Annotated in this window: 10 protein-coding genes; 7 read left to right on the top strand and 3 right to left on the bottom strand. The window is 70.7% G+C overall.

The annotated features are described in order from the left end of the window. Position 1 precedes the first annotated feature (1 nt). Both C4J65_RS09930 and C4J65_RS09925 read left to right on the top strand, forming a co-directional pair. Complete coding sequence (locus C4J65_RS09930; protein WP_115742085.1) at positions 2-1381, top strand: glycosyl transferase; 1380 nt, start codon at positions 2-4, stop codon at positions 1379-1381. Beyond that, a complete protein-coding gene (locus C4J65_RS09925) occupies positions 1381-3480 on the top strand; it encodes a glycosyltransferase family 1 protein (RefSeq protein ID WP_240330394.1) in 2100 nt (699 codons plus the stop codon). Before C4J65_RS09930 ends, C4J65_RS09925 begins: the two co-directional genes overlap by 1 nt. Before the next feature lie 100 nt (positions 3481-3580). Here C4J65_RS09925 and C4J65_RS09920 read toward each other — a convergent pair whose 3' ends face one another. Next, entirely contained in the window at positions 3581-4177 is a 597-nt protein-coding gene (locus C4J65_RS09920) for an acyltransferase (protein ID WP_115742083.1), read from the bottom strand. Positions 4178-4348: 171 nt separating this feature from the next. Between C4J65_RS09920 and C4J65_RS09915 the strand changes: the two genes are divergently transcribed. The 4 genes from C4J65_RS09915 to obgE all read left to right on the top strand — a co-directional run bounded on the left by C4J65_RS09915 (position 4349) and on the right by obgE (position 7164). Further along, positions 4349-4831, top strand: coding sequence for a hypothetical protein (locus C4J65_RS09915; RefSeq protein ID WP_162833111.1), 483 nt, complete (start codon positions 4349-4351; stop codon positions 4829-4831). Between the two features lie 190 nt (positions 4832-5021). After that, positions 5022-5342 carry a 50S ribosomal protein L21 gene (gene rplU / locus C4J65_RS09910; protein WP_007449531.1) on the top strand — a complete coding sequence of 107 codons (321 nt, stop codon included), beginning with the start codon at positions 5022-5024 and terminating at the stop codon, positions 5340-5342. A 14-nt stretch (positions 5343-5356) separates the two neighbouring features. Beyond that, positions 5357-5611 carry a 50S ribosomal protein L27 gene (gene rpmA / locus C4J65_RS09905; protein ID WP_003976205.1) on the top strand — a complete coding sequence of 85 codons (255 nt, stop codon included), beginning with the start codon at positions 5357-5359 and terminating at the stop codon, positions 5609-5611. A 110-nt stretch (positions 5612-5721) separates the two neighbouring features. Further along, a complete protein-coding gene (gene obgE, locus C4J65_RS09900; protein WP_115742081.1) occupies positions 5722-7164 on the top strand; it encodes a GTPase ObgE in 1443 nt (480 codons plus the stop codon). 25 nt (positions 7165-7189) lie between these two features. Here the strand turns inward: obgE and C4J65_RS09895 are convergent, their stop codons facing one another. After that, the gene (locus C4J65_RS09895; protein WP_162833110.1) at positions 7190-8578 is read right to left on the bottom strand and encodes a glycosyltransferase; all 1389 of its coding nucleotides are present in this window, start codon (positions 8576-8578) and stop codon (positions 7190-7192) included. 118 nt (positions 8579-8696) lie between these two features. Further along, positions 8697-9674, bottom strand: a complete 978-nt coding sequence (locus C4J65_RS09890) for a CDP-alcohol phosphatidyltransferase family protein (protein WP_240330393.1) — start codon at positions 9672-9674, stop codon at positions 8697-8699. Between the two features lie 413 nt (positions 9675-10087). Here C4J65_RS09890 and C4J65_RS09885 point away from each other — a divergent pair, with 413 nt between their 5' ends. After that, positions 10088-14485 (top strand): glycosyltransferase, encoded by a 4398-nt coding sequence (locus C4J65_RS09885; RefSeq protein WP_162833109.1) that lies wholly within the window; start codon positions 10088-10090, stop codon positions 14483-14485. Positions 14486-14487: the final 2 nt, after the last annotated feature.

The raw sequence follows: 14487 nt of genomic DNA, 5'->3' as shown, positions 1-14487 counted from the left end.
CTTGTCAACCGCTGAACCCAGACCCGAGGCGGCCGACGACCGCCCCCACCTGCTGTATTTCGCCATCGGTTTCCCGCCCGCGGCCAAGAGCTGTGTGTTCCGCATGCGGGAGACGGCCAACCAGTTCGTGTCGCTGGGATGGCGCGTCACCGTCGTCACCATCGAGGACGAGGGATGGCTGGGCGACTGTGGCATCGACGAGACGCTCATGGAGTCCGTCGATCCCCGGATCGACATTCTGAAGCTGCCGCTGTCCCGCGACGACCTGGAGACCGACCTGCGCCGGTTCTCGCGGGAACGGGCCGTCGACCCGCAGCTGTGGCACACCACCATGCGGGAGCAGGCGTCCGCGGTCTTCCCCGACCCCGTCTTCGGCGGCTGGCGGTACGACCTCGAAGAGACCGCGCTGCGCGTCCACCGCGAGAACCCGGTGACGCTCTCCCTGGCCAGCTGTGTCCCCTACGTGCAACTGGCCGCCATCCGGCGCCTGTACGAGGAGTGCGGCGTCCCCTACGCGGTGGACTTCCGGGACGGCTGGTCCGTCGACGTCGTGGACGACGTGGAGGCCTTCCCCCGGGACACCGAAGCGGGCAAGTGGGAACAGCGGGTCATCGCCGACGCCGTGTCCTTCTGGTGCGTCAACGACCCCATCGCCGAGCACTACCGCAACCGCTACCCCGAGCACCGCGACCGCGTGCACGTCGTACGCAACGGCTACGACGCCGACAGCGTGGACCTGCCGGTCCGGCAGCGGCCGGCCGACGCACCCCTCGTCTTCGGTCACCTGGGCACGATCAGCTTCTCGGTACGGCTGCTGGAGAAGGTCCTGGAGGCCTGGAAGGCCGCACGGCTGCGTGACCCGCTGGTCGCCTCGGCCCGGCTGGAGGTGCGCGGACACATCGGGGTCGGCGCCAACCGCGGGGCCAACAAGCACATGGAGCTGCTGCGCCAGGCCGCCGACGACGGGGTCGTGGTCGACGGCCCGGTACCCAAGGCGCAGGTGTCCGAGGTCTACGGCGGCTGGGACGCCCTGGTGCTGGTCATTCTCGGCGGCCGGCACATGACCTCCGGCAAGGTCTACGAGTACATGAGCACCGGCCTGCCGATCGTGTCCATGCACGAACGGGAGCACGACGCGTCCTACCTCCTGGACGGTCACCCCCTGTGGACCGGTGCCCACGGGCTCGACGTCGAGAAGCTGACGGAGTCCTTCTGCCGTGCCGCCCACCTCGCCGTCTCGGCCACCGACCGGCAGCGCAGCGCCGCCCGAGCGCACGGCAAGGCCTATGAGCGCGGGTCCCTCATGCGGCCCGCGGTGCGGGCTCTGACGGAACTGGTCACGGGAGCCGCTTCCGGGACCAAGGAGAAGGTGGAATCGTGATGGACGTGCTCGTCGTGGTGGGGCGCACGCCCAGCACCGAGACCCTCTCCGCGTTCGTCGCCGAGCTGAAGCAGGGCGATGCGCGCGTTCACCTCGTCGGCACCTTCTCCGAGCGCGCCATCGACGCCGACTGGGGACTGGACACCGTGCGGCGGGTGGCGACGGACGGCGCCAACCTGGACTGGCGGGCCCGGGCGCACGCGCTGGAGGTCCACCCGCACGAACGCTTCTGGGCCTACGTGGGCGCCGACCAGGACGTACTGCGCCTGGCCAAGGCCGCCGACGTGATCGTCGCGGTCGACGGCAAGGCCTACTACAGCGCCTGGGAACTGGCCCGGCTCAACCCGGCGGCGCACGCCTGCGTGGGCTTCGCCGCGGCGCAGCGAACGGCGCGGGCGCTGCGCGACGGCACGGCCCGGCCGCCGGTCGCCGAGCAGCAGCGCAGCGAGCCGGACGGCAGGCAGGACGAAGAGCGGTCCTCGGACCTCGCTCTGCTCCTGGGCAACGAGAAGCTGCTGGGCAGCAGGGTCGGCTCGGCCCTGGCCCGGCGCGTACCGCTGCTGCCGCTCAGCGAGAAGACCAGGGTCGACATGACCCGCAACCTGGTGCTGGGGCTGTTCGGCGCGAAGCGCAACCAGGCGGCGCTGGCGACCGCGTCCGCGACGGCGAGCAGACTGCGCGACACCCGGGCACGCGCCGAGGTGCTGCGGGTGGCGACGCGGCGCGCGCTGGCGAACGGCTCCACGCCGGCCACCCTGCTGGCCTCGGCGGAGGCGGACCTGGCCCACGCCGATCACCTGTACGAGGCACAGGACCCGGAGGGCGCGGCGGAGTTCGTCAACCACGCCCTGGCCACGGCCTTCCACCGGGTGGCCCACATCGATCAGCGCAAGAGCCCGCTGACCACGCGCGCGGCGGAGTTCGCCCGGCTGACCGCCGCGTCGACGGCCGCGTCCGCCGTGGCGGGGGATCGAGGCCGGGCGCGGCCGGTGGCGGAGCCGGAGCCCGGCAGGCCCCGCCGCCTGCTGGTCGTGACGGACGGCAACGACAACTTCCTCGGTCTGATCAGGGACCACTACGCATCCAACCCGGACGTCGAGCTGCGGTTCCTCGACATCACCGACCATCCCGGCATCAAGCGGCTCGCGGGCGACCGCCGCCGGCTCATGGCGTACCGCCTCGGGGGTGACGCCATGTACGGCTTCACCACCGAGCAGCATCTGCGCCCGCACCTCGACTGGGCCGACACGGTCTTCATCGACTGGTGTGCCGCGGCGGCGGCCCTGTTCACCTCGGTGGACCCGGGCACCGCCCGCATCGTGGTGCGGCTGCACAGCTACGAGGCGTTCTCCCACTGGCCCCGGCTGACGGACTTCTCCCGCGTCGACGACCTGATCTTCGTCGCGGACCACGTCCGGGACCTGGCCCTGGACTCCGTCCCGGCGCTCACCGGGCCGCACGCGCCGCGCACGCACATCGTCGACAACGGCATGGACCTCGCGGGCTTCGCCCTCCCGAAGAGCGCCGACGCCCGCTTCACCGTGGGCATGGTGGGCATCGGGCAGGTCGCGAAGGACCCGCTGTGGGCGCTGAGGGTCATCAGGGAGCTGCGCCGCCGCGACGAGCGGTACCGGCTGGTGCTGATCGGCGGCGACATGAACGGCAAGGCCAGCAAGGCGGCGGGCACCTACGAGCGCAACTTCCGGAGCAAGGTGATCCCGCTGGAGGCGCAGGGCGCCGTGGAGCGCCGCGGTGCCACCAGTGACGTGCCCGGCAACCTCCGGGACGTCGGTGTCATCCTCAGCAGCTCGGTGCGTGAGGGCTGCCACGTCGGTGTGATGGAGGGAGCCGCCAGCGGGGCGGTCCCCGTGGTCCGCGACTGGCCCTTCTTCGCCGGGAAGAAGCACGGTGCCTCGACGCTGTACCCGGCGGACTGGGTGGTGAGCACCCCGGAGGCGGCCGCGGACCGGATCCTGGCCGTCACCGCCGACGAGGAGACGTGGTCGCAGCACTGCCGGGCGAGTGAGAAGCACGCCCTGGCCACGTGGGACTGGCCGGTGGTCCGGGGAGAGTTCGACCGGGTCTTCGGGATCGGCTGACGTCGGCGGATCGTGCGCCCCGAGGGGCGACGCCAAGCGGCCCGTGGCCCGCGGGAGGAATCTCCGCGGGCCACGGGCCGCTCATGTACGTCCGCGCGCGTCAGGCGTCGCGCTCGGTGAGGACGCCGTCCGTCTCGTCGTACAGCGCGCCGGACTCCGGGCACTGCCACACCCCGGACTCCTTCTGCACGAGCTTGTGCCCGGCGCGCCCCACCCAGCCGGTCTGCCGCGCCGGCACGCCCATCACCAGGGCGAAGTCGGGCACGTCCTTGGTCACGACCGCACCGGCGGCGACCATGGCCCAGCGGCCCACGCGGACCGGGGCGACGCACACCGACCGGGCCCCGACGGACGCCCCCTCGGCCACCGTGACGCCGACGGCCTCCCAGTCGCCGCCCCGCTTCTGCCGGCCCTCCGGGTCGACGGAACGGGGGTTGTGGTCGTTGGTGAACACGGCGGCAGGACCGACGAAGACGCCGTCGCCCAGCTCGGCCGGCTCGTACACCAGGGCGTAGTTCTGCACCTTGACGTTGTCGCCCATGCGCACGCCGGTGCCGATGTAGGCGCCGCGCCCCACGACGCAGCCCTCGCCCAGGCGGGCCTGCTCGCGGATCTGCGCGAGGTCCCAGACGCTGCTGCCCGTCCCTATCTCGGCACTCGCGTCCACCTGCGCACTGGGCTGGACCCTGTAGTTCACTCTTGTTCGCCTTCCGTCCACTGTCCCGCTACGGCTGCCGAGCATACGGGGGGTGGGCAGGCCGCCCGTCTCCGGTGTCGAGCAGGTCGGTTTTGGCCAAAGCCCATCCACAGGCGGCCAAATAATCCAAAGGGCGGACGGGTGACGTACCCCCGTATAAACCTCATGATCATGACCATCGAGAAGGGTGCGCTGACGCGCCGCAACCTGTCCGCTCTGCTGACCGCCCTACTGGCGATCGTCCTGTTCTCCGCCTCACCGGCCCAGGCCAGCGACACCGTGAAGTGGAAGCCTGTCTCCACGAACTCGAACTGGAGCTGCGGAGCGTACATAGGCCACAACGACAGGTCACACATCAAGCTCAAGGCATGCATCGTGACCAACAGCTCCGGCGGGGCGCAGGCGGTGCTCGTCGTCCAGAACGCGGGGACGTCCGACCAGTACCTCAGCAAGGGAAGAGTGATCTTCGAGTCCCAGCTCGGTGGTGACGTCTGGTGTGCGCCCACCAACCTCGCGGAGGGGAGGACCGCGGGGTGCTACGCGCCCACGGTGCAGGTGGGCAACTGTTGGCGCACCAGCAGCGCCACGGTGGAGCTCACGCTCACCAGGGTGACCGCCGCGACGGCCGATGGCCAGTACGTCCCCTGCGGCTGACCCGGTTTGACCGCTCTGGCCGGGCCCCGTAACCTGGATCGTCGGCGTGTCGACTGACACGTCACATCCCCGTAAACCTCTTTCCTTCCGGATGCGGGCCCTCGTGGGCCCCGGCCGGGAGAGGCTGTCCGTGTGTCACCGGGTGGCTGGACTGCGGGGGTGCCGTTCCGAGCGAGAGAGTGAGATCCGCGTGTACGCCATCGTGCGCAGCGGTGGTCGCCAGCACAAGGTTGCTGTCGGCGACATCGTTGAGGTTGACAAGATTTCCACCGCCCAGGTCGGCGACACGGTCGAGCTCTCGACCCTGCTCGTCGTCGACGGCGACGCTGTGACCAGCGACCCGTGGGTGCTGGCCGGCATCAAGGTCCAGGCCGAGGTCGTGGACCACCACAAGGGCCAGAAGATCGACATTCTGCGCTACAAGAACAAGACCGGCTACCGCCGTCGTCAGGGCCACCGCCAGCAGTACACGGCGATCAAGGTCACTGAGATCCCCGCGGCTGCGAAGTAAGGGACTGAGGAGACATGGCACACAAGAAGGGCGCATCGTCCACCCGGAACGGTCGCGACTCGAATGCCCAGCGGCTCGGCGTGAAGCGCTTCGGCGGTCAGGCCGTCAACGCGGGTGAGATCCTGGTCCGTCAGCGTGGCACCCACTTCCACCCGGGCGCCGGCGTCGGCCGTGGTGGCGACGACACGCTGTTCGCGCTGCAGGCCGGTGCGGTGCAGTTCGGCACCCACCGTGGCCGCAAGGTCGTGAACATCGTTCCGGTCGCCTGACCGGACACTTTCGCGAGGCGGGCCTCACTTCCCCGAGGGGAAGCGGGTCCGCCTTTCGCGTGTTGACCAAGAGACATTCCCGCAGTAGGCAGTAACTGGAGGCACATCCCATGACCACCTTCGTGGACCGCGTCGAACTGCACGTCGCCGCGGGTAACGGAGGCCACGGCTGTGCCTCCGTCCACCGTGAGAAGTTCAAGCCGCTCGGCGGCCCGGACGGCGGCAACGGCGGCCGGGGCGGCGACGTGATTCTCACCGTCGACCAGTCGGTGACCACGCTCCTCGACTACCACCACTCCCCGCACCGCAAGGCCACCAACGGCAAGCCCGGCGAGGGCGGCAACCGCTCCGGCAAGGACGGCCAGGACCTGGTGCTGCCCGTGCCCGACGGCACCGTGGTCCTCGACGGCGCGGGCAACGTGCTCGCCGACCTGGTCGGCCACGGCACCTCCTACGTCGCCGCGCAGGGCGGCCGGGGCGGTCTCGGCAACGCGGCGCTGGCCTCCGCGCGCCGCAAGGCCCCCGGCTTCGCGCTGCTCGGTGTGCCCGGTGACCTCCAGGACATCCACCTGGAGCTGAAGACCGTCGCCGACGTGGCGCTGGTCGGCTACCCGAGCGCCGGCAAGTCCTCGCTGATCTCCGTGCTGAGCGCGGCCAAGCCGAAGATCGCCGACTACCCCTTCACGACGCTCGTCCCGAACCTGGGCGTGGTGACGGCGGGCGAGACCGTGTACACCGTCGCCGACGTCCCCGGTCTCATCCCCGGCGCCAGCCAGGGCAAGGGCCTGGGCCTGGAGTTCCTGCGGCACGTGGAGCGGTGCAGCGTGCTGGTGCACGTCCTGGACACGGCGACGCTGGAGTCCGAGCGCGACCCGCTCTCCGACCTGGACGTCATCGAGGCCGAGCTGCGCGAGTACGGCGGCCTGGACAACCGGCCGCGGATCGTCGTCCTCAACAAGATCGACGTGCCCGACGGCAAGGACCTCGCCGAGATGGTCCGGCCGGACCTGGAGACGCGCGGCTACCGGGTCTTCGAGGTGTCGGCCGTGGCCCACATGGGCCTCAGGGAGCTGTCCTTCGCGCTGGCCGAACTGGTCGCCACGGCCCGTGCCGCCCGGCCGAAGGAGGAGGCCACGCGCATCGTCATCCGGCCCAAGGCCGTGGACGACGCGGGCTTCACCGTCGTCCGCGAGGAGGACGGCCTGTTCCGGGTGCGCGGCGAGAAGCCCGAACGCTGGGTGCGCCAGACCGACTTCAACAACGACGAGGCCGTCGGCTACCTCTCCGACCGGCTCAACCGTCTCGGCGTCGAGGAGAAGTTGATGAAGGCGGGCGCGCGCAACGGCGACGGCGTGGCCATCGGCCCCGAGGACAACGCGGTCGTCTTCGACTGGGAGCCCTCGGTCACGGCGGGCGCCGAGATGCTCGGCCGGCGCGGCGAGGACCACCGCTTCGAGGCGCCCCGCCCGGCCGCCCAGCGACGCCGGGACCGGCAGGTCGAGCGTGACGAGGCGGACGGCGAGTACGAAGGGTTCGACCCCTTCGCGTCGTAGCGGACCGCTCGGCCGCCCCCGCCGCTCAGCCGGTCGGCGCCCGCTCCGGCAGCGGCCACGTCATCGCCGACAGGTCGACCCAGCCCGGCAGCGCCTCCATGCGCGGCAGCGACAGCGTCAGCACGCCGCCCTCGGAGATCCGCAGCGTGGCCACGTTCAGCGTGGACGCCGGCAGCGTCTGGAGCAGCGCGACACCGCGGTGCGTGCGCGCCGGGCTGACCGCCGTGTCCAGTACGGCGCTGACGGGCGTCGTACTGGAGGTCCAGCGCGACCCGAACCCGCGGCCGTCGGCGGTGGCGACCGTACCGGCGAGTTCGACGCGGTCGCCGGCCACCCGGTAGCGGGGCGGGTCGTCGTGGACGGTGACGGCGGGGTTGAGCGGCAGCTCCCGCCACTCGCCGTCGGCCGGGCGGTCCCCCTCGGGCAGCGGCGGCCGGGGAGCGGCAAGCCGGTCGCCGAGGGCGCCCGTCTTCGCCGCCGTCTGCAGCGCGGCGTCCCGGCGGCTGGTGACGAACTCCCGCAGTACGTCGTCGCGGATGCCCCGGTAGAGCCGGTGCAGGTCGGGCAGCAGCGCCGCGACGTCGAGTTCGGGCGGTGCCTCGGGCAGCCTCCTGAGGAAGCCGAGATAGGTGAAGGCCGCGTAGCGCTCCATCAGCCGCCGCACCTCGGGGCCGTGCCGCGTGCCCAGGTCGAGCAGGTGCAGGTTGAGGTCGAGATGGTCCCGGTAGTTGTCCGCGTTCCGCCGCAGCGAGTCCATGATCGAGGAGCCGTCGCCGCGCTGCCGGTACACGTAGACGGAGCGGTCGAGCAGGTTCACGCGCCGGGCCGAGAGCAGGGCCGGGATGCTGAACCAGGCATCCTCGAAGAGGACGCCCTCCGGGAAGGCGGCCCCGGTGCGCCGCAGGAACGGCACGGAGAACAGCTTGTTCCACACGCTCGCCGAGAACACCAGGTCCGGCTGGTCGGCGATGTTCTCGACACACCGGTCACCGGCGCCGAAACAGCGCTTCCAGCGGCCGTACGGGCGCAGCGGCACATTGGTGAAGTCCGCCACGACCAGGTCGGCGTCGTTGCGCCGGGCGGAGGCCAGCATGGCCGAGAGCCCGTCCGGCACCAGCATGTCGTCGGCGTCGGCGAAGGCGACGTGAGCGGCGCGGACCTCGCGCAGACCGCGGTTGCGGGCGGCCCCGGGGCCCCGGTTGGGCTGGGTGACCAGCCGCACGTGCGGATGCCGGCCGGCGAACGAGGCGAGCAGCTCGCGGGTGCCGTCCGTCGACCCGTCGTCGACCAGGATCACCTGGGTGCGGTCGAAGCGGTCGAGGGCGGCGACCGACGCCAGGAAGGACGGCAGATGCTCCGCCACGTCGAAACAGGGCACGACGAGTGCGACGTCGTACGAGCGCTGGTCCGTCACCGGGGGCTCCAGTACTGGGGTGCGGGGGAGTGGGGCGCCGGGCCCGGAAACACACCGGCGCCGGTCTCCGGGGTGCTGGGAGACCGGCGCGGCGGCGTTCTGGTGCGGGAGGTGGACGTCAGGCGCCGGCCGGGGCCCTCACCGCGACCTGCTCCGGCTCGGTGGCCGCGTGGTCGGCCAGAATGCGGTTGTAGGAGGCCATCGCGCGCTCGAAGTCGCGGGTCGACAGCATCAGCTTGTAGATGATGGCCAGCTCGAACAGCACCAGCAGCGCACCGGCCACGATGGTCACGCCCATGATCGCGCCCACGAGCGGGCCGATGATGAACACCGCCATCTGGAACTCGATGCCGCTGACCAGGTGGGTGCGGATGCGGTGGTTGATCAGGAAGTCGCGGATCCTCGCGTACTGCGTGAAGCGGCGGAGGAACGACTGCTGCGTGACGACGCCCAGCGCCGGGACGTCGGACTTGTCGTCGGCCGGGCCGCTGTCGGCCTTGTCCTCCTCGACGGCCTCGAAGCCGGCGGGCTCGTCCCTGGCCTCGGCGGCGATGCGCTCGGCCAGGCCCTGCTGCGGCGCGGGGGCCTGGGTCACCTCGGCGACCTCTTCGGCGGCCTGCCGGAGCTTGGCCCGCATGCCCTGGCGCACCTTGAAGATCTGCAGCGCGTCGATGTAGCGGAGCGCGTCCAGGAACACGACGACCAGCGCCAGCCAGACGTAGGCCACCTCACCGGTACGCTCGTACTGGCCGCTCATGAGGGCGATGGCGCAGATGAGGACCCGGATGCGGTCGAAGACGTAGTCGAGCCACGCGCCGAACTCGGAGCCGTTCCCGGTGAGACGGGCCAGCTTCCCGTCCATGCAGTCCAGGATGAAGCTGACGTGGTACACGGCCGCGCCGATGGCCAGCCACAGCCACTCACCCTGGGCGAAGCAGGCCGCCGCACCTATGCCGAGCACGAGCGCCGCCCACGTGATCTGGTTCGGCGTGACCCTGGTCCACTTGGCCGTCCAGCGCACCAGCGGCGTGGCCACCGGATCGACGAGGAGGACGGTCCACCAGGCGTCCCGCTTCTTCTCAGTGCGACGGCGCACTTCGGCGAGCGGAGGTATGTCCATGGTTGGGGGGAAGCCCTTCGGAGGTGGGGCCCTCGGTGAGGCACCGAGGAGCGCGCGGAGGTGGTTGGTCGTGCCGCGAGACGTCACCGCTAGGCGGGTTGGGCGCGGCCAACGATACGCCGTTCTCTCAGACTTAAGACAATGGTCTACCGCGGATGGTTGTGGTGCTCACACAGTCCTGTGTTGTGAATCACACGCGGCTGGATGATTGGCGGACTTGTGCCCGACTTGGGGTCATATGGGAACGGGCCTGACACGCCGGGTGAGTTAATCTGCTCAATAGTCGGTCACTGCCCCGTGATACGAGCCGAGGTTCGGGCGCCCTGCATGGCGCGGGAGCCGTGATCTCCGACGTTCATCCCTGTTATGGAGGCGTGATGTCCCCGCGCGTGGATGCTGCACCGAGCATCACCGTCATCGTCCCCGCGTACAACGCCGCGGTCACCCTTGGCCGGGCCCTCGACTCCCTGGTCGTGCAGACGTGCCAGGACCTCGAGGTCCTGGTCGTCGACGACGCGTCCCAGGACAGCAGCCGGGTGGTCGCGGAGAGATACGCGGACCGGATACCGGGCCTGAGGGTCATATCCAGGCAGACGAACAGCGGCGGCGTGGGTGCCCCGCGCAACGACGGGATCCGCGCCGCGCGCGGTGAATACGTCATGTTCCTCGACTCCGACGACGAACTGCCCGTCAAGGCGTGCGAACTGCTGCTGGAGTCGGCCCGGAACACCGGTGCGGACATCACCGCCGGCCGCGCCCACCGGGTCAACCCGCAGCGCGGCACCACCACCGTGTGGCAGCCCCTGCTCTACGGCGCCGACCGGAGCGTCGACGGCATCCGGGACTGGCCCGAGCTGATCAACGACCCCATCGCCGCGGCGAAGCTCTACCGACGGGACTTCCTGCTCGGCAACGAGATCCTCTTCCCCGAGGGCCTCTTCTACGAGGACACCTTCTTCTCCGCCAAGACCTACACCCTCGCCTCCGGGATCACCGTCCTCGCCGAACCGGTCTACCGGTGGTTCTGGGAGGACGCGCAGGACGGTTCGGCCTCGATCACCAACCGGCGGGCGGAGATCCGCAGCATCTCCGACCGGGTCGAAGTGCACCGGCGGGCGGACGCCTTCCTGCGCGACGCCGGCGCCGAGGAGGTCAAGACCTACAAGGACGCCCGCTTCATCAGCCACGACGTGCGGCTCTACGGCAAGGAGCTGCGCTCCGGCGACGAGGCGTTCCGCACCGCCTTCCTGGACATCGTCTCGGAGTACCTGACCGAGATCGACGAGCGGGCCTACGCGCTGTGCGGGCCGCTGGACCGGGTGCGCGCCTTCTTCCTGAGGCACCGGCTGGCCGACGCCGCCCTCACCGTCAGTGACTTCGAGCAGCGCCGCGGCGTCGTCTCCACCGACCTGGTGCGCCGCGGCGACCGCGTGTACTGGTCGGCCCGGTACGCCGACCTGCCCGGCGCGGACGAGTACCTCGACGTGACCGAACTCGGTTTGCAGGACGAGAAGTTCGAGAACTCCAAGCTGTTCAACCAGATCACCTCGCTCACCGTCGACGACGGGACGCTCACGTTCGAGGGCCGGATCCTCAACCAGTTCCAGCGCATCAAGCCCGACGACGGCCTGCGACTTGCGCTGCACGTGCGCGCCAAGGACACCGGCGAACGGGTCGTCGTGGACGTGCCGGACGTGCGGGTGGAGGAGTCCCACCTCACCTACCGGGTCTCCCTCGACAGCGCGGCGGCCTCGGCGGTCCTCGCCGCGCACAGCCTCGTCAACCTGAACGTGCAGGTGCTGTGGAAGGGACGCAAGCACACCACGGCCCTGTGCGTCCTCGGCGTCGACCTCGCACCGCTCGACCGTCTGCTGGAACCGGCCGGCCTGTGGGCGGACGTCACGGGCAGCGGCAACGTCGTCTGGCGCCCCGCCGACCAGAACGTCGCCAAGACGGCCGTACGCGAGGCGCCGAGCCCCGAGCACTGGCAGTGGTGGCGCACCCGCGAGCTGCCCGCGACGGCCGCCGAGCCCGCCCGCCCCGACGCGAGCGTCGTGGTCTTCTGCACCGGCTACGACGACGATGCGCTGCGGGCCGCCCTGAGCTCCCTCGCCTGCCAGCAGGAGTTCGGCCGGACCCAGGTGCTCCTGGTCACGGCCGGGGCCGGCCCCGACGCGCCGGGCGCCGTCGAGTTCGCCGACCGCTACGCCAACACGAGCATCGTCCGCGCCGAGGACGCCGGCGCCGCCCAGCACGCGCGGCACCCGGTGCTCGACCGGCTGACCGGCCCCTACACGGCGTTCATGGACGGATCCGGAGCCCTCGCCGAGGGCGCTCTGACCAGGCTCCTCGCCGAGGCGGCCACGGACGGCCCCGACGTCGTCGTGGCCGACACCTGGCATGACTCGGAGGTACTCGCCGAGACCGACACGCTCCTGCGTGCGTGCTTCGCACCCGGCGACCGGACCCTCGACGGCCTCACCGATGCTCCCGACCTGCTCTTCGCCGCCTCGCCCGGCGGCAAGCTGTTCCGGTCCGACCTGCTGCGTGAACACGGCTTCCACGTCGGGGACGGCCAGGACCTCGACCACATCACCTTCGTCGTCACCCTCCTGCTGGCCGCGCGCCGCATCCGGGTGACGGATGCGCTCGTGTACGGCGTCCCCGGCGAGGCCGGGACCGGGTTCGCCGCCCGGAACCGCCTCGAGACCGCCCGGGACCTGCTGGCCCTGCACCAGAGGCTGCTGGACGCCCACGCGGCCGCGGGACAGGAACAGCGGGCGGCCCTCCAGCGCTTCGTGGCCGGATGCTTCCACCCCTACCTGGCGAACCTGCCCAAGGCCGGGGTCGTCGAAGAGCTGGAGGCACTCTTCCCACGGCTGCGAGCCCTCTACCAGGACATCCCGGACGACGTGATCCTGGAGTACGCCGGTCCGAACAGCTCCCTGATCCCGCACCACGCCGTGAAGGCGGGCAACATCAGGCTCTTCAGCCGGCCGTTCGAGGAGCCCCGCTTCCTGCCCGAACTGGCCGTCGCGGGCACCGTGGTCTTCCGCCGGACCGAAGGCGACGTGGAAGACTCCACGCTGCTGCGCGTCGGCACCCTGACGGCACAGGCGGAGTCCGTCCGCGCCGTCGGCGACGTGCTGCGCGCCGAGGGCTTCTTCGCCCTCGACCAGGTCGACATCGACGAGGACTTCGACAACCGTCTGGAACTTGTGTTCGCCGCTCCCGGAGGCCGGGAACACGCCGTGCGGGCGCGACAGGTGTACCGGCGCGACCGCTGGCACATCCGCAAGCAACGGGACCTCTACAGCGGCTGGCGGGCCGACCTCGGCCCCGACGAGCTGTCGGCGCTGCACGGTGGCTCCTACTCCCTCTCGGTGCGACTGCACGGACCGGGCGGTTTCGTCGACATCCCGGTAACGAGCCGGCCGGCGTTCCACCGCTTCAAGGGCGTCGACCGAATCGGCGCCTTCCGCTACGAGGTGTCGGCGGACCCGGAAGGCCGGGCCCAAGTGAGGGTGGCCCGGAGGCGCTCGGCCGCGGGCGTCGTCGACAAGCTGCGCCGCCTCGGCCGCGAGACCGGGCGGATCGCCGCGCGGAAGCCCGGCTGGCTGCTGCGGCTGCTCTACTGGCTCACCCGGCCCGTCCTCGCCCGCCGTGACATCTGGATCGTCGGAGAGCGCCATGACACCGCACAGGACAACGGCCACCACTTCTTCCGCTGGGTGCGCCAGAACCAGCCCCGTCGCAACGTCTACTACGTCATCGACGCGAAGGCGGCCGACCGTGCGAAGGTGCAGGACTGCGGCAACGTCCTCGCCCTCGGTTCGCTCAAGCACCGGCTCTACCTCCTCAACGCCACCCGCCTGATATCGCCGTACGACCTGGAGGCGTACCTCGCGCCGCCCAGCATGAGCAAGGTCAATTACCTGCGCATCTACGGCGACCTGCTGAACTACCGCCGGGTGTTCCTCCAGCACGGCGTGACTTACAACGACGTGTCGCAGTCCGCGCACCGGCAGTCCACGAGCGTCGACCTGTTCGTGGCCGCGTCCGAGGACGAGGCCGCCTACATCCGCGACGAGATGGGCTATGCGCCCGACGAGGTCCAGGCCCTGGGCTTCCCTCGCTTCGACAAGCTGCAGCCCATCGAGGGACCGCGCACCGTGCTGCTCATGCCGACGTGGCGCCGCGACATCGTGGTGCCGTCGTACAACCGCAGACTGCGCCCGCGGGTCCAGTTCGCGGCCTCGGAGTACTTCCGGTTCTTCTCGCAGCTGCTGGAGGACGAGCGGCTGCGGGCCGCGCTGGAGCGTGCCGACGTCAAGCTGGAGTTCTACCCGCACTACGAGATCCGCCCGCACCTGCGTCACTTCAAGGTGGACCACCCCAACATCACCGTCGCCGAGCAGACCAAGCGCGGTGTGCAGGAGGCGATGAGGGAGTGCTCGCTCCTCGTCACCGACTATTCGTCCGTCTTCTTCGACGTGGCCTACATGGGCAAGCCCCTCGTCTACGTGCCCTTCGACGAGGACGACTTCTACGGCCGGCACTACCGCCGCGGCTACTACGACCTGACCCGTGACGGGTTCGGACCGGTGTGCCGGTCGGTGGAGGGGGCCGTCGACGAGATCGTCGCGGCGATCGACCGCGGGTTCACGGTCGGTGAGCCGTACGCCCGGCGCGTCGAGCACTTCTTCGGCCAGCGCGACACGGAGAACTGCGCACGCGTCTTCCGGGCCATCGACGGGCTGGACACGCGGCGCCACGGAAAGGGATGACG

Origin of the sequence: Streptomyces sp. CB09001, assembly GCF_003369795.1 — a bacterium.
In the GTDB taxonomy this organism is placed as follows: domain Bacteria; phylum Actinomycetota; class Actinomycetes; order Streptomycetales; family Streptomycetaceae; genus Streptomyces.
The sequence above is the reverse complement of the archived record's forward strand: the minus strand, read 5'-3'. Positions and strand labels throughout refer to the sequence as shown.